The organism is Lachnoclostridium sp., from assembly GCF_031997925.1.
Lineage (GTDB): Bacteria > Bacillota > Clostridia > Lachnospirales > Lachnospiraceae > Lachnoclostridium.
This window is the reverse complement of the sequence record NZ_DAMADT010000006.1, coordinates 106240-123739: the sequence shown is the minus strand read 5'-3', so window position 1 is coordinate 123739 and position 17500 is coordinate 106240. Positions and strand designations below refer to the sequence as shown.

Annotated in this window: 15 protein-coding genes and 1 other annotated feature; all 15 genes read left to right on the top strand. The window is 36.2% G+C overall.

Annotation, left to right across the window (positions count from 1 at the left end; translation table 11 throughout):
- Positions 1 to 52 precede the first annotated feature (52 nt).
- The 15 genes from RTP52_RS06495 (at position 53) to secG (ending at position 17100) form a co-directional block, all read left to right on the top strand.
- The gene (locus tag RTP52_RS06495; protein ID WP_312369978.1) at positions 53 to 1951 is read left to right on the top strand and encodes a glycerophosphodiester phosphodiesterase; all 1899 of its coding nucleotides are present in this window, start codon (positions 53 to 55) and stop codon (positions 1949 to 1951) included.
- 368 nt (positions 1952 to 2319) lie between these two features.
- Positions 2320 to 3525: a CobW family GTP-binding protein gene (locus RTP52_RS06490; RefSeq protein WP_312369976.1), complete on the top strand. Its 1206-nt coding sequence runs from the start codon at positions 2320 to 2322 to the stop codon at positions 3523 to 3525.
- 101 nt (positions 3526 to 3626) lie between these two features.
- The gene (locus tag RTP52_RS06485; RefSeq protein ID WP_312369974.1) at positions 3627 to 4583 is read left to right on the top strand and encodes a TIGR03943 family putative permease subunit; all 957 of its coding nucleotides are present in this window, start codon (positions 3627 to 3629) and stop codon (positions 4581 to 4583) included.
- A 234-nt stretch (positions 4584 to 4817) separates the two neighbouring features.
- A complete protein-coding gene (locus RTP52_RS06480; RefSeq protein WP_312103562.1) occupies positions 4818 to 5696 on the top strand; it encodes a YicC/YloC family endoribonuclease in 879 nt (292 codons plus the stop codon).
- Between the two features lie 12 nt (positions 5697 to 5708).
- Complete coding sequence (locus tag RTP52_RS06475; protein WP_312103565.1) at positions 5709 to 5984, top strand: DUF370 domain-containing protein; 276 nt, start codon at positions 5709 to 5711, stop codon at positions 5982 to 5984.
- 36 nt (positions 5985 to 6020) lie between these two features.
- Positions 6021 to 6269, top strand: coding sequence for a DNA-directed RNA polymerase subunit omega (rpoZ, locus tag RTP52_RS06470; RefSeq protein WP_312103568.1), 249 nt, complete (start codon positions 6021 to 6023; stop codon positions 6267 to 6269).
- A gap of 79 nt (positions 6270 to 6348) precedes the next feature.
- Complete coding sequence (lepB, locus tag RTP52_RS06465) at positions 6349 to 6954, top strand: signal peptidase I (protein ID WP_312103571.1); 606 nt, start codon at positions 6349 to 6351, stop codon at positions 6952 to 6954.
- An 11-nt stretch (positions 6955 to 6965) separates the two neighbouring features.
- A complete protein-coding gene (gene lepB, locus RTP52_RS06460; protein ID WP_312103574.1) occupies positions 6966 to 7562 on the top strand; it encodes a signal peptidase I in 597 nt (198 codons plus the stop codon).
- Positions 7563 to 7845: 283 nt separating this feature from the next.
- The gene (gene gap, locus RTP52_RS06455) at positions 7846 to 8856 is read left to right on the top strand and encodes a type I glyceraldehyde-3-phosphate dehydrogenase (RefSeq protein WP_312103576.1); all 1011 of its coding nucleotides are present in this window, start codon (positions 7846 to 7848) and stop codon (positions 8854 to 8856) included.
- 190 nt (positions 8857 to 9046) lie between these two features.
- On the top strand, positions 9047 to 10240 hold the full coding sequence (locus RTP52_RS06450) for a phosphoglycerate kinase (protein ID WP_312369971.1): 1194 nt from the start codon (positions 9047 to 9049) through the stop codon (positions 10238 to 10240).
- Positions 10241 to 10382: 142 nt separating this feature from the next.
- The gene (gene tpiA, locus RTP52_RS06445; protein ID WP_312369970.1) at positions 10383 to 11129 is read left to right on the top strand and encodes a triose-phosphate isomerase; all 747 of its coding nucleotides are present in this window, start codon (positions 10383 to 10385) and stop codon (positions 11127 to 11129) included.
- 109 nt (positions 11130 to 11238) lie between these two features.
- Positions 11239 to 11578 (top strand) — a binding site (T-box leader).
- 28 nt (positions 11579 to 11606) lie between these two features.
- Positions 11607 to 13592, top strand: a complete 1986-nt coding sequence (locus tag RTP52_RS06440; RefSeq protein WP_312369968.1) for a class I tRNA ligase family protein — start codon at positions 11607 to 11609, stop codon at positions 13590 to 13592.
- A gap of 249 nt (positions 13593 to 13841) precedes the next feature.
- Complete coding sequence (locus RTP52_RS06435; RefSeq protein WP_312103587.1) at positions 13842 to 14708, top strand: EamA family transporter; 867 nt, start codon at positions 13842 to 13844, stop codon at positions 14706 to 14708.
- A gap of 522 nt (positions 14709 to 15230) precedes the next feature.
- A complete protein-coding gene (gene gpmI / locus RTP52_RS06430) occupies positions 15231 to 16775 on the top strand; it encodes a 2,3-bisphosphoglycerate-independent phosphoglycerate mutase (protein ID WP_312369965.1) in 1545 nt (514 codons plus the stop codon).
- Between the two features lie 79 nt (positions 16776 to 16854).
- Positions 16855 to 17100: a preprotein translocase subunit SecG gene (secG, locus tag RTP52_RS06425; protein WP_312103592.1), complete on the top strand. Its 246-nt coding sequence runs from the start codon at positions 16855 to 16857 to the stop codon at positions 17098 to 17100.
- The last annotated feature ends 400 nt before the right edge of the window (positions 17101 to 17500 follow it).

Sequence of the window (17500 nt, the reverse complement as noted above, 5' to 3'; positions counted from 1 at the left end):
TTTGTGTCAAAATAGATAGGAGCACTTGGATAATAGTAGGTGACAAGTGAGTATGGAAAACGAAAGAAAGAAGACGGAAAAATTAGTGAAACAATGGTTATCAAAAAATTGGTTTAGTAAACTTAAGAATATAAAGACATTAATATTATTTGAATTTATTTATAAAGCAATCTTTTTAATTGTTATGGTACCGCTAGTTAGTGTACTTATGAAAGGTTCATTAAAGCTTTCAGGATATAGTTATCTCACCTTAGAGAATTTGTTTGCGTTCATAGCATCACCAGCATCGATAGCTGGTATTGCTTTGTTACTCATTTTGATTTCTGTGTTTATCTATGTGGAGATGATGTCACTGATCGTATACTATCATAGTAGTCTAAGGTTTCGAAAAATTAGGGTAAGTCATGTGTTTTTCCCTGGTTTATGGGAATCTTTTCGTTTGATTAGGAGAAAAGGAAACCGAGCGCTTAATTTTTATGCTTTATTCTATTATTTTGTGTATAGTTTACCTCTTTTACTGGGAATGATTATGCAGATGAGAATACCTGCTTATCTTTTCAATACGATTCTAGATTATAAAGTTGTAGTGATTGGTTTACTTATATTACTCGTTGCAGCTGCCTATTTCTTATATCGGGGTATCTTTGTATTACATTATTGTAGCTTTGATGAAATGAACTTTCGTGATGCTTATCGGATGAGCTGTAAAACATTAAAAGGACATGGTACCAAGATTGCTTCATCGATGATAGGTTACAATGTGCTTTTATGTTTATTTTACATTGCTCTGTATTATGCTGTAGTATTTCTATCTGGTTTGATTATCTATTGGACAGTAAGCGAAAATCTTGTGGTAGCGGTATTTCTAACAACTTTCGATCAGATAAATCTATACTTTTCTTTAATAGCTGGAGTGTTATCTATTATTGTAAACTGTTCACTTGTTACAAGGTTATTCTTACAATATAAGCTAACAGATATGAGAGGAGAGGCACAAATCCTTGCAATGCAAGAAAAGATATCAGAAGTTGAAGATTCTTTCGTTTTTGAAAATCGTAGTATTTGGTTTCGAATTCGTAAAAGTAAGTATACGAGAACTGTAGTTTTTGTAGGTGGATTATCGTTTGCTTTAGTTGGATTGTATTTTGAACAAAATTTTAAAAGTAATATATTAACAAATCGTGAGCCGTTGTTTGGTACCGCGATAACTGCGCACCGTGGGTTTTCAAGTGTAGCACCAGAGAATACCATACCAGCCATCCAGGCTGCAATTGATAATCTTAGTGATTATGCAGAAATCGATGTTCAGGAGACAAAGGATGGGGAAATAATACTGCTTCACGATACGAATCTAAAACGAACAACAGGGAAAAACAAGTATATTTGGAACTTAACGTATGAGGAACTGCAGAAAATTGATGCGGGAAAGAAATTTGGTAAGGAATTTGAAGAAACAAGGATCCCTAAGTTAGAAGAGGTTTTAGCCCTTTGTCAAAATACGATGAAGTTAAATATTGAATTAAAGATTAATAGCCATGAAAAACAACTTGTAGAAGAGGTAGTTCGATTAATTGAAGAGTATGATATGGAAGAGCAGTGTGTATTAAGTTCAGTAAACTATGGTGCTCTAGGACGTGTAAAGGCTCTCAATCCAGATATAAAAACAGGATATATAATGTCGTTTGCTTATGGATATTTTTATAATTGGGAAAATGCAGACTTTTTTAGTGTCAAGTCAAGCTTTATTTCTAGAGAAATGATTCGTTATGCGCACAGTTTAGGTAAAGGAATCCATGCGTGGACTGTTAACTCGATTGCAGAGATAGAACGTATGAAGCAGCTGGGGGTAGATAATATCATTACCGATCAACCGGTTCGTGTACGTGAGATTGTGTACGGAGAAGGACTAAATTCTACCTTCTTGGAGTTTATTAAGAGTTTGCTCAAGTAACATGTACTAAACACTTGAAGTGGGTGCTTCTTGGGCAAGTAGTCCAACAGCTACAAAGTAACTAGAGGATAGCTGCGCTCAATTCATCTTCCACCTAAGAGGTTAGGGAGTATTCTTGTAAGCATATAGATAAATAAGTACAGTCCTTATTACTATTGCACTTGGGTTAAGTTTCTAAGTGCATATCATTTTCTATGAAAACTGCTAGAAAAAAATATTAAAATATAATAATTTCCACTAAGTAGTGACATTGAAATACTTGATAAAGAGAAGTATAATGTATGGCAGGAAATTAGAAGAGATAAGTAAACCTTACCGAGGTGCTGTCGGTAGGAAAAGGTGCGAAAGCACAAGAATGGAGGATTACTATGACAAAAATAGATGTTATTTCAGGTTTTCTTGGAGCTGGAAAGACAACCTTAATTAAAAAATTATTAGAAGAAGCCTTAAAAGGTGAAAAACTTGTATTAATAGAAAATGAATTTGGAGAAATCGGTATTGACGGTGGCTTTCTTAAAGAAGCTGGTGTTGAAATTACCGAGATGAATTCAGGATGTATCTGCTGTTCTTTAGTTGGAGATTTTAGTACAGCACTAAAAGAGGTTCTTGATACGTATCATCCAGATCGTATTATTATAGAGCCATCTGGTGTTGGAAAATTGTCCGATGTATTAAAAGCTGTGTCTGGGGTACTTACCGATGATGTAGTATTAAATAGCTACACAGCTGTAGTTGATGTAAAGAAGTGTAAGATGTATATGAAAAACTTCGGAGAGTTTTTCAATGATCAGATTGAAAGTGCTAAAACGATTATACTTAGCCGTACCGGTGATATTACAGAGGATAAATTAGCAGCAAGTCTTGCATTAATCAAAGAGCATAATCAAAATGCTACGATAGTGACAACACCATGGGATAAAATTGATGGAAAACATATTTTAAGTGCAATTGAACATCAGAATGATTTGATGGATACGATGTTAAGTGAGACAGGCATTTGCGAATCATGCGGACATGTTCATGACCACGAACATCATGAAGATTGTTGCGGGCACGATCATGACCACAAACATCATCATGAAGATTGTTGCGGGCACGATCATGACCACGAACATCATCATGAAGATTGCTGCGGACACAATCATGACCACGAACACCATCATGAAGATTGCTGCGGACACGATCATGACCACGAACATCATCATGAAGATTGCTGTGGACACGATCATGACCACAATCACAACGATGAAGGCTGCAGCTGTCATGACCATGGACATGACCACAATCATCATCATCACCACGCTGATGAAGTGTTTACAAGCTGGGGTATGGAAACAGCGCATAAGTATGAAGAAGCGGAACTTAAAAAGGTACTTAACACCCTTTCAGAAGCAGAGAATCTTGGAATTATCCTACGTGCGAAAGGCATTGTATCCTCTGTGGAGGGCGAGTGGTTCCACTTTGACTTGGTTCCAGGAGAATTTGAGATACGTCGTGGAGGAGCAGATTACACAGGAAGAATTTGTGTAATTGGAAGCAAGTTAGATACGAAAGCCATCAGTGAATTGTTTTAAGAAAGATAAAAGAATGAAATTAGAAGATAAGTTGAAATAAAGAAAGTTTTTCAATGATATAGAAATGCCATATTCAGTTGAATTGGTACATGGAGGATAATATGGAGATACCAGTATATTTAGTCAATGGGTTTTTAGAGAGTGGAAAAAGTACGTTTGTACTAGAAACAATGAAAGACCCAGAGTTTACAGATTCCGTCCGTACCTTACTCCTTGTTTGTGAAGAAGGAGAAGTAGAATATGACGAGGCCATGTTAGCGAAGTTAAAGGTTGATGTGGTTGTCGTGGAAGATCAAGATAAATTAAATGAAGAATTTTTGAAACATTGTTATGAGCTTTATAAACCTCAGCGGGTTATGATAGAGTACAATGGTATGTGGGATACTGAAGAATTTTTAGAGATGGAGTTACCTGAGCCTCTTGTTATGGCACAGATTATCACATTAATCGATGCATCCACCTACCAAAACTATATGAGCAACTTTAAATCCATTATGATTTCACAATTTAAGTATTCGGATACTGTCATAGTAAATCGTTGTGACGAATCTACGGACAAGATTGCGATAAGACGTACCATTAAGCCTGTTAATAGAAAAGCTGAGATTGTATATGAATCTGTAGACGGGGTAACTACCGATGCAGGGGAAGAAGTACTTCCATTTGATATTACAGCAGACCACATTGACTTATGTGATGATGACTATGGTTTATGGTATTTGCATGCAATGGATAATCCAAAGATGTATCAAGGGAAAACAATTACGTTCCGTGCCATGGTATATAAAACAGAGAGGTTTCCAAAGGGAGCATTTGTACCTGGTAGATTTGCAATGACTTGTTGCGCGGATGATATCGCATTTATCGGCTTCTTATGTAAGACCGATTATGCGGGACCAGTTGCTATTGATCAGTTAAAGAACCGTATGTGGATTACATTAACAGCTCAGGTACGGGTTGAATACTATAAGGAATATCATGGAAAAGGTCCGGTTCTTTATGCAAAGAAAATCGAAATGGCAGAGGAACCACAAGAAAAATTAGTGTACTTTAACTAAGCATGGAATTAATCACCAAAAACTAGAAATTGCTTGACGAACAATATATTTTTATATATAATGTTTTAGATAATGGCTAATCGAGACAGCAGGTTAACTAAGAATCACAGGAGTTATTCCAAAGTGTAAAGAATTTATTTCATAAAACATGCCTGTTTAGTAGGCTGGATATTGTACCAAGACGACGAGGTACCAATATCCGTATAAACTTATCACGAGAGGAATTGAGCTGATATGTTAAAGAGTATGACTGGCTTTGGTAGATGTGAGATTGATACCGGGGAACGTAAGTTGATTGTAGAGTTAAAATCTGTCAATCATCGTTACCTTGAGATTTCGGTAAAATTGCCTAAGAAATTAAACTTTTTTGAATCAGGTATTCGAAACGTTCTGAAACAATATATTAGCCGTGGAAAGGTCGATGTATTTATTACATACGAGGATTACACGGAAGGTAAAGCTTGCGTTAAGTACAACGAGGATATTGCAAGAGAATACTATAACGGTCTTGAAAAAATGAGCCGGGATTTTGGTATAGAGAATGATATTAGAGCCTCCATATTATCAAGATTTCCAGATGTTTTTACTCTTGAGGAACAGACCATGGATGAACAAGAGCTGTGGGAATTACTTGAGAAAACAGTAAGAGCAGCTGCAGAAAAATTTGTGGAGACACGAATCGCAGAAGGCGAGCATTTGTTAGAAGATATTCATGCAAAGTTAGATAGTATGTTAACGATTGTTGAATTTATCCAAGAAAGAGAACCTCAAATCGTAGCAGAATATCGCAAAAAGCTATCCGATAAAGTGAAGGAACTATTAGGAGAAACCTCCATTGACGAAGGTGTTTTAGCAACAGAGATTACTATATTTGCTGATAAAATCTGTGTAGATGAAGAAACAGTTCGGTTACGTGCACATATCAACAATATGAAGAGCACTCTGAATGAAGCAGTAAATGTGGGAAGAAAATTAGATTTTATTGCTCAGGAAATGAACCGTGAGGCTAATACCATCTTGTCGAAGGCGAATGATTTGTCTGTATCGAATCAAGCAATCGATTTAAAAACTGAAATTGAAAAGATACGAGAACAGATACAAAACATTGAGTAAGAGGGGATACGGTTGAATAAACTGATTAACATTGGTTTTGGTAATGTAATAAATGCAGGAAAGATGATTTCTGTAATACGTCCGGAGGCAGCTCCGGTAAAAAGAATGGTTCAGAATGCAAAAGATAGCGGCAGCTGTGTGGATGCAACCTGTGGAAGGAAATGCAAAGCAGTTGTTGTAATGGAAACTGGACAGATTGTATTATCAGCATTGCTTCCAGAGACAATTGCAAATCGTGTGAACCAACGAGAGAGCATAGAAGGCAATGAAGTTTTCCAAGCTCTGTAAAATAAATTAAGGATTGTCAAGGAAGGAGATATTCAGATGTTACATCCATCTTATAATGACTTAATGCAGGTAGTAAATAGCGAGGTAGAACCAGGCGAACAGCCAGTAGTTAACAGCCGTTATTCTATCGTATTAGCTACAGCAAAGCGTGCTAGACAAATTATTGACGGCGCAGAACCTTTAACAGAAAGTAGTTGCAATAAACCACTTTCTGTAGCAGTGGAAGAACTTTACAAATCAAAGGTAAAGATCGTAAGCGAAGATGATGAATATGAAAATGAATAAGTTATAACAAGTGTGAGGGCTGTTGTAAAGATGTCTTATAGGACGACTTGCAACAGCCTGTTTCAGTGAAAGGGAAATTATGAGTAATGACATTAAAATAGAGGAGACAGCAACTGTGGAAAAGGATAAAGGAATGAGAGAAGCCAAATCGTTCTTGCGACAATCAATAGAGACGGTAGCTTACTTTATCATTATATTTTTAGTTGTGTTGTTAGTACAGCGATTTATAATACAACCTGTTGAAGTGAATGGAAGTTCCATGGAACCAACTCTCCATAATAATAACCATGTGCTCTTAGAGAAAATATCGTATAGCTTATCAGAGCCAAAACGTTTTGATGTCATTGTTTTTAGACCTTATGAGTATGATAAAGAGTTATACTATATTAAACGAGTGATTGGTTTGCCAGGGGAAACAGTTCAAATAATGGATAGTGTAATTTTTATTAATGGAGAACGTTTGGATGAGAATTACGGACTTGAAAATGTTATTAAGGGTGCAGGTATTGCTGGAGAAAAAATCGTTCTTGGCGAAGGTGAATATTTTGTACTTGGTGACAACCGAAATAATAGTAAAGATAGTAGAGATCCAAGCGTTGGGGTAGTAAAACAAGATGCAATATTGGGCCGTGCGTGGTGTACAATATGGCCGTTTAAAGATTTTGGTATAGTAAAACATAAATAGGTGGTGATAGCATGGAGGATAAACCAGTAGATGGTTTTCATGATTTAGAAACTGAAGTGGCACACACAGAAGGAAAGAGTTCGAGGAAACGAATTGTGTTAGAAATCTTAATCTACATAGTTGCCTTGTATTTTGCAGCTTTTATTGTACCTAGATATATACTACAAAGAACAATAGTAGTAGGAGACTCCATGGAAACAACACTGCAGAATGGTGAGAATCTATGGGTAGAGAAAATATCTTATCATTTTGACAAATTAAAGCGTTTTGATGTAATTGTATTTTATCCTCATGGAAAAGAAGATGAAGAATATTATATCAAGCGTATTATAGGTCTGCCAGGAGAAAAAGTTCAAATCATTGGTGAGGAAATCTTTATTAATGGGAAATTACTGACGGAAGACTTTGGAAAAGACCCAATAAGAAATCCTGGAATTGCGGCGGATCCAATTTTTTTAGCAGAGGATGAATATTTTGTACTTGGTGATAATAGAACTGTGAGTCTAGATAGTCGCTATGAAGAAGTGGGGCCTGTTAAGAAAGAAAACATTGGTGGTAGAGCAATCTTTCGTTTATGGCCGATCAATAAGATGGGGCCGATTAAATAATACTTATTTTTTAGCCTTATCTTTAACAAAATAATAAATATAAAATGCACAAAAAAAAGATGGGAAAAGGTTGAATTATAGCCTAAGTGTTAATAATTAGTAAAAAAATAAAATTTGCTTGAAATTATATTACAAATTGGGTAAAATAGAGAAGGATTTTGGTTATAGTCAGACTTAGTCTTTGACAAAATCTTAACAATCTAAGAAATAAATTAATAGCTGTCCACTTTGATTAGCATTTATGACAGTATATTATAAAATTTCATTTAGGAGGAATTTAATCATGGCAGTAAAAGTAGCAATTAATGGTTTTGGACGTATCGGACGTCTTGCATTCAGACAGATGTTTGGCGCAGAAGGTTACGAAGTAGTAGCAATCAACGACTTAACAAGCCCAGCAATGTTAGCTCATTTGTTAAAGTATGATTCAGCTCAGGGAAGATATGACGGACACACAGTAGAAGCAAAAGAGTCTTCTATCGTAGTTGATGGTAAAGAAATTAAAATTTATGCTGAAGCAGATGCTTCTAAACTTCCTTGGGGAACACTTGGAGTAGACGTTGTACTTGAGTGTACAGGTTTCTATGTATCCAAGGCTAAATCTCAGGCACACATTGATGCTGGTGCTAAGAAGGTTGTTATCTCCGCTCCAGCTGGTGATGATCTTCCTACTGTCGTTTTCAGCGTAAATGAAAATACATTAACAGCTGAAGATACTATCATTTCCGCAGCTTCTTGTACAACAAACTGCTTAGCTCCTATGGCAGATACTTTAAACAAGTTAGCTCCAATTGAAAAAGGTTTCATGACTACAATCCACGCTTACACAGGTGATCAGATGGTACTTGATGGACCACACAGAAAAGGCGATTTAAGAAGAGCTCGTGCAGCTGCTTGTAACATCGTTCCTAACAGCACTGGTGCTGCTAAGGCAATTGGTTTAGTTATTCCAGATTTAGCTGGTAAATTAGACGGTGCAGCTCAAAGAGTTCCAGTTCCTACAGGATCTACTACTGAGTTAGTAGCAGTTGTTAACAAGAAAGTAACTAAGAATGAAATTAATGCAGCTATGAAGACAGCAGCTAGCGAATCTTTTGGTTACACAGAGGAAGAGTTAGTATCTTCTGATGTCATTGGTATTAGATATGGTTCTTTATTCGATGCAACTCAGACTAAGGTTACAGAGCTTCCTGATGGAAAGACTTTAGTTAAGGTCGTTTCTTGGTACGATAACGAGAATTCTTACACAAGCCAGATGGTAAGAACGATCAAGTACTTTGCTGAATTAGCATAATAGAAGATCCAGTATGGGTCCGGTCTCTATGGACCGGGCCCATTTTTAAAATTTATAAGAAATTGCGTTGCAATTGACCTATAGATATTTAATAGATGTATTGATTATGGGGAATTATTCTTATCCATAAAAATTTGACAGGAAAACAGGTAAACTGTTTCTCTGTTTCGATAAAGAAAGGAGTTTGCACATGTTAAACAAGAAGTCAGTTGATGATATTAATGTTAAAGGAAAAAGAGTCCTAGTTCGTTGTGACTTTAACGTACCATTACAGGAGGGAAAGATTACAGACGATACTCGTCTTGTAGCAGCACTTCCTACGATTAAGAAATTAATCAATGATGGTGGAAAGGTTATTCTTTGCTCCCATCTTGGAAAGCCAAAGGGAGAGCCAAAGCCAGAGTTATCCTTAGCTCCTGTAGCAGAGGCTTTAACTAAATTACTTTCTCAAGAAGTTAAATTCGCAGCAGATGCAACTGTAGTTGGTGAGAATGCAAAGGCTGCTGTTGCTGCTATGAACGATGGAGATGTAGTATTACTTGAGAATACTCGTTACAGAGCAGAAGAGACAAAGAATGGTGAAGCTTTCTCTAAAGAACTTGCTTCCATTTGCGATGTATTCGTAAATGATGCATTCGGTACAGCTCATAGAGCACATTGCTCTAACGTGGGTATCACACAGTATGTTGATACAGCAGTAGTTGGTTACTTAATGCAGAAAGAAATCGACTTCTTAGGAAATGCAGTAAATAATCCAGTAAGACCTTTAGTTGCTATCCTTGGTGGTTCTAAAGTTTCTTCTAAGATTTCCGTAATTAACAACCTTCTTGATAAAGTAGATACCCTTATCATTGGTGGTGGTATGGCTTATACTTTCATGAAGGCTCTTGGAGAAGAAGTTGGTAATTCTTTATTAGAGGCTGATTACATTGATTATGCAAAAGAAATGATGGAAAAGGCTAAGAAGAATGGTGTTAACTTATTACTTCCTATCGATACAGTAGTTGCAAAAGAGTTCAGTAACGATGCTCCATCCAGAATAGTAGGCCGTAGAGAAATCGCAGCAGATGAAGAGGGTCTTGATATTGGACCAAAGACATGCGAACTTTATGCAGATGCTCTTAAGAGTGCTAAGACAGTAGTATGGAATGGACCAATGGGTGTATTCGAGATGTCTAATTATGCAAAGGGTACAATCGCAGTAGCACAAGCTATGGCTGATATTGATGCTACAACAATCATCGGTGGTGGTGATTCTGCAGCAGCTGTTAATCAGTTAGGATTTGGAGACAAGATGTCTCACATCTCAACAGGTGGCGGTGCTTCCTTAGAGTTCCTTGAAGGCAAAGAGCTTCCAGGTGTAGTTGCAGCTAACGATAAATAAAATAAAAGTATAAATCTTTTCAGTTTTTATTGGTTATAATAATACAATAGTCGATGCATGGCTGTTTGTTTGGAAGCGGTATGCGCTCCTAACAAGCAGCCATCATACATAATAGACTAAAAAAGAATAGGGAGAAATAACAATGCGTAGAAAAATTATTGCAGGTAACTGGAAAATGAACAAGACTCCAAGTGAGACTGTTAGATTAATAGAAGAATTAAAGCCATTAGTGAAAAGTGATGATGTAGATGTAGTATTTTGTGTACCAGCGATTTCTTTAACAACTGCGATTGAAGCAGCATTGGGATCAAACATTTCTATTGGTGCAGAGAATATGTACTATGAAGAGAGTGGTGCTTATACTGGAGAAATCGCTCCTAATATGTTAACAGATATCGGTGTTAAATATGTTATCATTGGACATTCTGAAAGAAGAGAATACTTTGCAGAGACTGATATTACAGTAAATAAGAAAGTATTAAAAGCATTAGAGCACGGTATTACTCCAATTATCTGCTGTGGTGAGTCCTTAACACAAAGAGAGCAAGGAATTACAATTGACTGGATTCGTCAGCAAATCAAAATAGCTTTCTTAAATGTTACAGCAGAGCAAGCAGCAACAACCGTAATTGCTTACGAACCAATTTGGGCAATTGGAACAGGTAAAGTTGCAACAACAGAGCAGGCTCAGGAAGTTTGTGCAGCAATCCGTGTATGTATTAACGAGCTTTATGGAGAGGCAACTGCAGAAGCTATCCGTATTCAGTACGGCGGTAGTGTTACAGCTGCAAGTGCACCAGAGTTATTTGTTCAGCCAGATATCGATGGTGGATTAGTTGGTGGAGCTAGCTTAAAACCTGACTTTGGACAGATTGTAAATTATAAATAAGTCATAGAGTATAAAAAAGGGAGTGCAACTCCCTTTTTTATACTTATAATTTCTCAATCAATTAGTCCTTGACAGAAACAAAGTTTAAAACTATAATACAGAAAACAAGAAAAAGGCTAAGAAGAGAAGAGTAGTCTTTCTAACACTTACAGAGAACCTTCGTCTGGTGGAAGAAGGTAGTGAAAGATAGATGAAACAAGGCTCGGAGCTGCATACGGATATGAAATTAGGAATGCTTGAGTATTAAATTATTATTAATGATTGCCAGTGTATTAATGGTAGTCAGAGTATTAATGGTTACCTAGGTATTAATGCTTGATTCCTAATATTATTGATGCTATGACGTTTGTCCCCGTTACAGGACTAGAGTATCTTAGTGTACTTGATGAGATTGATATGGTGACGTATCAATGAAATAGGGTGGTACCGCGAATTCCTTCGCCCCTTGCTAAATATAACGCAAGAGGTGATTTTTTTATGTCTGAATTAAAGATTGAGAAGACGCGTCCTGTATTTCCAAAACGCGCAGTTGTTACAGCAGGTATGCCTTATGGCAATAAAGAACTTCATTTTGGCCATGTTGGTGGCATGTTTGTTCATGCCGATACCTTTGCAAGGTTTCTACGAGATCGAATCGGAGAAGAAAATGTAATATTTGTTTCGGGAACTGATTGTTATGGTTCTCCTATCTTAGAAAGTTATCGCAAAAGAAAAGAAGAGAATTCGGATATTGGTTCCATTATGGATTATGTTCGTGGGAATCATGAAAAACAAAAAGAAGTACTCGAAAAATATCAGATAGCTCCAAACCTTTATGCAGCCTCAGCATTAGGAGAGGCTGGTAAAATTCACGAGAAGGTTTCAGAAGAAGTATTTTTAAAGTTAGAAGAACAAGGATTTTTAGAAAAACTAACAACAACACAATTTTATGACCCTGATTTTAATGTGTTCTTAAATGGTAGACAGGTTGTAGGCCAATGTCCGATTGAAGGTTGCCAATCCGAACATGGTTATGCAGACGAATGTTCCCTAGGGCATCAATATATGCCAAGTGACTTGATAAACCCCCAAAGTACATTATCTGGGAAAACCCCAATCATGAAAGAGGTTAGTAACTGGTACTTTCGATTAGAAGACTGTACAGAAATGCTTCAGACTAGGATTGATTGGCTGAGAAAGAATACGGTATCACGAAAGTATTTACTTAATACAATCGAAGAGTTTTTAAAAGCACCTGTAATTTATGTATTAAAAAAGCAAATTGAGGATTTAAAGGAATTAGAAGAAAAACTTCCAACACATGAGACTATTAATGAGGAGAAGAAGTCTTCTGTAACCTTTGTGTTTAAAAATCTAAACGATAGAGATAGAGCAAAAGATATCTTAGCTGCAGAAGGGCTTCGCTATCGTACCGGTAAAACATTAGTACCATTTCGTTTAACAGGAAATATCGAATGGGGAGTACCGGTACCGGGTGAAAAAGATTTGACCTTTTGGGTATGGCCAGAATCTCTCTGGGCACCAATTTCATTTACCAGAGGATATCTAAGACTTCAAGGGAAGGACGAGGATTTATGGAAGGATTATTTCCTTCATGAGGATAGTGAAGTGTATCAATTTATTGGTGAAGATAATATTTACTTTTATGGAATTGCTGAGATGGCGATGTTTGCTGTTCTCTTTAGTGAAGATGCAAATCAAATTGATATGACAAAAGTAAAACTTCCAATGCTTGTTGCCAATAATCATATTTTATTTATGGATAAAAAGGCAAGTAGCAGTTCAGATGTCAAGCCTCCGATGGCTGGTGAGCTTCTTGATTATTATACTGATGAGCAGCTTAGAATCCATTTCTTAAGTTTAGGGTTAGCGAATAAGAGTGTTAGTTTTATGCCACAGGTATATTTGCCAAAAGATAAACAAACTGGTGCAGATCCGGTATTAAAGGATGGTAATCTTCTTACGAATGTGTTTAACCGTTTGATTCGTTCCTGTTTTTATCAGGTACAATCTGATTTTGATGGAAAGCTTCCAATTGGAGCTGTAAGTCAGGAAGTAATCGATGAGGCGAAGGATGCTATCTTAACCTATGAAGAGCATATGTACCGCCATGAGTTTCATAGTATTACGTATGTATTAGATTCTTATATTCGTTCTATGAATAAACGTTGGGCGAATGGTATTAAGATAGCACAGGAATCTGCAGATAAAGAGATATTAAAACAACTATTAATTGATTGCTTCCATGGTGTACGTACCACTTCCATATTACTTCATCCTATTGCACCAAGAGGTTGTGAAATGATACAAGAATATCTAAATGTTGGAGAAGAGTTCTTTTCGTGGGATCACGTGTTTGAACCTCTATCTTATTTTATATCATCAGAAAAGGAACATGAGCTTAAGTATTTGGAGCCAAGAGTTGATTTTTTTGCAAAGCATCCAAGCCAGTTTGAACGATAGTCTTATTTTTTTAACAGCATTACACTAATAGGACTGTTGCAATACACTCATAGTACGGTTGCATTATACTCATCATAAAATAGTTGATTTCACTTATAGAACTGTTGCAATACTTCGAATAAATAGTTGCTTTTTTAATCGGTTGTATTAAAATTATAATGGCATTAACGAATTAGTTATTTCATAGGATACAGAAAGGAAATCAATTCGATTGGTGCATTGAAACGAATCGGTGGAAAGTAGAAGGATATGTGGATATTATTTGCATTTTTATCAGCGTTATTTGCAGGCTTGACAGCTATTTTAGCGAAGTGTGGAATTAAAAATACAGATTCGAATGTTGCAACAGCATTAAGAACAATTGTAGTTCTCATCTTCTCATGGATTATGGTATTCCTTGTGAATAGCCAAGGGGGTATTGGTAATATAGCTGTTAAGTCCTGGGTATTTTTAATATTATCAGGGGTATCTACCGGTGCTTCATGGTTATGTTATTTTAAGGCATTGCAACTTGGAGATATTAATAAAGTAACTCCAATTGATAAGTCCAGTACGGTATTGACGTTTTGCTTCGCTTTTCTATTTCTTCATGAAAGTGTAACTGTAATTAAGGCTATTGCTTATATCCTTATCGCAATAGGCACCTACCTGATGATAGAAAAGAAACAGGGTGAAAAGAATAAGAAAACTGAAAAGCAAGCATGGATCCTATACGCATTTGGTTCTGCAATCTTTGCCAGTTTAACTTCTATACTTGGGAAAGTTGGAATTGAACATGTCGATTCCAACCTAGGAACTGCAATTCGTACCGTTGTTGTATTAATTATGGCTTGGATTGTGGTGTTTATAACCAAGAAGCAAAATACTATAAAATATATAGAACGGAAAAGTTGGTTGTTTTTAATCTTATCCGGTCTTGCAACAGGCGGTTCCTGGTTATGTTTTTATCGAGCGCTACAGACTGGACCAGCTAGTGTGGTTGTACCTATTGACAAATTAAGTATCGTAGTCACGATTGCTTTTTCTTGTTTTGTATTTAAAGAAAAACTAAGTAAGAAAGCCTTTATTGGATTAGCTTCCATTGTACTTGGGACGTTTTTATTGCTGATTAAATAGATTACTAAAAATTTGGTTGAGTAGGAATTGTCAAACTTTATGTTATATGTTTTACTAGTTGTACTCTTATGTTAAGCTTTCATTTTAGGTTTACAGAAAGTGAGAAACTTGACAGAATAAATTAAGGGGTCTAGAATTACGGAAGGGTATTTTAATAGTACCCTTCCGTAATTGCGTATCAAGACAGAAATAAGGTGGAAAATAACATGGCTTAAACAAATGATTTTTCAAAAGGTAGTGTAGTGGGAAATATAATAAAACTTGCAATCCCAATGACATTAGCACAGGTACCTCTGAAACGCTAAAAGGGGTAGCTGACACAGAAATTCTCTTGACTAATGAATAAATCATGATATGATAGAAAAGAATGAAGTAGTGCCTCTGCTATTTTTTTAACAAAGGAAAAAAGCACTACATAGGAAATATTTGACCGTATGAAGTTATACAATTTTTAACGCCGTAATATGACATGCTAAAAAATTGTATGACATAAGTCTACATTGAACAAAAGGAGAATAAATTATGAGCAAAAAACCTACCGTACTTATGATACTGGATGGATTTGGATTAAACGAGAAAACGGAAGGTAATGCAATAGCATTAGCCAAAAAGCCTGTTCTTGATAAATTGATGAAAGACTATCCATATGTAAAAGGAAATGCTTCTGGAATGGCAGTTGGTCTTCCAGAGGGACAGATGGGAAACTCTGAAGTTGGACATCTTAATATGGGTGCCGGAAGAATAGTATATCAGGAGTTAACCCGTATCACAAAAGAAATTAAAGATGGTGAATTTTTTGAAAATAAACAATTATTAAAAGCAATAGAGAATTGTAAAAAGAATAATACAGCACTTCATTTATTCGGATTATTATCGGATGGTGGTGTTCATAGCCATATTACACATCTTTATGGATTATTAGAGCTTGCTAAGAAACATGGTTTAGAGAATGTTTATGTACATGCGTTTTTAGATGGTAGAGATACTGCGCCAACCTCTGGTAAGGGCTTTATGGAAGATCTAGAAGCGAAAATGGCAGAGTTAGGCGTAGGCCGTATTGCTTCTGTAATGGGACGTTACTATGTTATGGACCGTGATAATCGTTGGGACCGTGTAGAAAAAGCATATGCTGCTTTAGTAGATGGCGAAGGTACCACTGCTACGAATGCGGTAGAAGCAGTAGCTGCTTCCTATGCTGAAGGTGTAAATGACGAGTTCGTTCTACCTACTGTAGTAGTTAAGGATGGTAAGGCAATTGCTCCTATTAAAGCAGATGATTCCGTTATCTTCTTTAATTTCCGTCCTGACCGTGCAAGAGAAATTACAAGGGCATTCTGTACTGATGATTTTGACGGCTTTGTTCGTAAGAGTGGTAGATTACCTCTTACTTATGTTTGTTTCTCAGAGTATGATGTTACAATCCCTAATAAGAGCGTAGCATTTGAAAAGGTATCTATTACAAATACATTCGGAGAATATCTTGCAGCACATGGAAAGACTCAGGCTAGAATTGCTGAGACAGAGAAGTATGCTCATGTTACCTTCTTCTTTAATGGTGGTGTGGAAGCACCAAACGAAGGAGAAGATCGTATCCTAGTGAATTCTCCAAAGGTCGCAACCTATGATCTTCAGCCTGAGATGAGTGCTAATGCAGTAGCGGAGAAATTAGTAGAAGCAATCACATCATTAAAATACGATGTTATCATCGTTAACTTTGCTAATCCAGATATGGTTGGTCATACCGGAATTTCTGATGCAGCAATCAAGGCAGTAGAAGCAGTAGATACGTGTGTAGGTAAGGCTTATGATGCTCTTCTTTCTGTAGATGGTCAGATGTTTATCTGCGCAGATCATGGAAATGCAGAGCAGTTAGTAGACTATACAAATGGAGAGCCATTCACAGCTCATACTACAAATCCAGTTCCATTTATTTTAGTAAACTATGATGAATCCTATACCTTAAGAGAAGGTGGCTGTTTAGCTGATATCATTCCAACCTTAATTGAAATGATGGAGATGGAACAACCAAAAGAGATGACTGGAAAAACTTTATTAATCAAAAAATAAATTCCAAAATCAGTTACTACTTGTCTTATTTCCGTGATTGTGGTAAAATATTCAGTGTGACTTTTAGGAGGTGTTATTGATGGAAATATTAAGAGCAATACTTACAGTTGTATACGTTCTCATCTGTTTAGGATTAGTAGTTGTTGTTTTAATGCAAGAAGGTAAGTCTGCAGGACTTTCTGGTTCAATCAACGGCGTTGCAGATACTTATTGGGGCAAGAACAAAGGACGTTCCATGGAGGGCGCGCTTGTAAAGATTACAAAACTTTTAGGAGCTCTTTTCATCGTTATTTCTGTAGTTCTAAATATGAATTGGGGCTTATAGGAAATTGATTACACATAAGTGAAATGTAAAGCGAGAATAAGTGGATGATTCCAAAGAGAAGCATGTCAGCTTCAAGGTGGGGTTCCATTTATTCTCGTTTTTTTGAAGTCATAGTTATACTTTTCACTTTTTTCTTTTGATATGGCACATGTCATGTTATAATAGGAAGAGCCCAAAACAGAGTATCTTTTGTAAAGGAATAAAAAAAATTATCTTAATCACAGATTTCTTTCAGTAGAATTAAGTTTCTGTTGATTTTGATTATAATAAAGCTACATAAAACGAATAATAAATAAAAGAAACTAGAATTGATATAGGTTCTCAGAAATTAGTGATTTCACCAAATCATTAATTTCTGAGAACCTATATCAATTCTAGTTTCTTTTATTTATTATTCGTT

Bases quoted from the DNA above. Each gene is read 5' to 3' on its own strand.
- RTP52_RS06495 (WP_312369978.1), top strand. From the start codon at position 53: ATGGAAAACGAAAGAAAGAAGACGGAAAAATTAGTGAAACAATGGTTA.
- RTP52_RS06490 (WP_312369976.1), top strand. From the start codon at position 2,320: ATGACAAAAATAGATGTTATTTCAGGTTTTCTTGGAGCTGGAAAGACA.
- RTP52_RS06485 (WP_312369974.1), top strand. From the start codon at position 3,627: ATGGAGATACCAGTATATTTAGTCAATGGGTTTTTAGAGAGTGGAAAA.
- RTP52_RS06480 (WP_312103562.1), top strand. From the start codon at position 4,818: ATGTTAAAGAGTATGACTGGCTTTGGTAGATGTGAGATTGATACCGGG.
- rpoZ (WP_312103568.1), top strand. From the start codon at position 6,021: ATGTTACATCCATCTTATAATGACTTAATGCAGGTAGTAAATAGCGAG.
- lepB (WP_312103571.1), top strand. From the start codon at position 6,349: ATGAGTAATGACATTAAAATAGAGGAGACAGCAACTGTGGAAAAGGAT.
- lepB (WP_312103574.1), top strand. From the start codon at position 6,966: ATGGAGGATAAACCAGTAGATGGTTTTCATGATTTAGAAACTGAAGTG.
- gap (WP_312103576.1), top strand. From the start codon at position 7,846: ATGGCAGTAAAAGTAGCAATTAATGGTTTTGGACGTATCGGACGTCTT.
- RTP52_RS06450 (WP_312369971.1), top strand. From the start codon at position 9,047: ATGTTAAACAAGAAGTCAGTTGATGATATTAATGTTAAAGGAAAAAGA.
- tpiA (WP_312369970.1), top strand. From the start codon at position 10,383: ATGCGTAGAAAAATTATTGCAGGTAACTGGAAAATGAACAAGACTCCA.
- RTP52_RS06440 (WP_312369968.1), top strand. From the start codon at position 11,607: ATGTCTGAATTAAAGATTGAGAAGACGCGTCCTGTATTTCCAAAACGC.
- RTP52_RS06435 (WP_312103587.1), top strand. From the start codon at position 13,842: ATGTGGATATTATTTGCATTTTTATCAGCGTTATTTGCAGGCTTGACA.
- gpmI (WP_312369965.1), top strand. From the start codon at position 15,231: ATGAGCAAAAAACCTACCGTACTTATGATACTGGATGGATTTGGATTA.
- secG (WP_312103592.1), top strand. From the start codon at position 16,855: ATGGAAATATTAAGAGCAATACTTACAGTTGTATACGTTCTCATCTGT.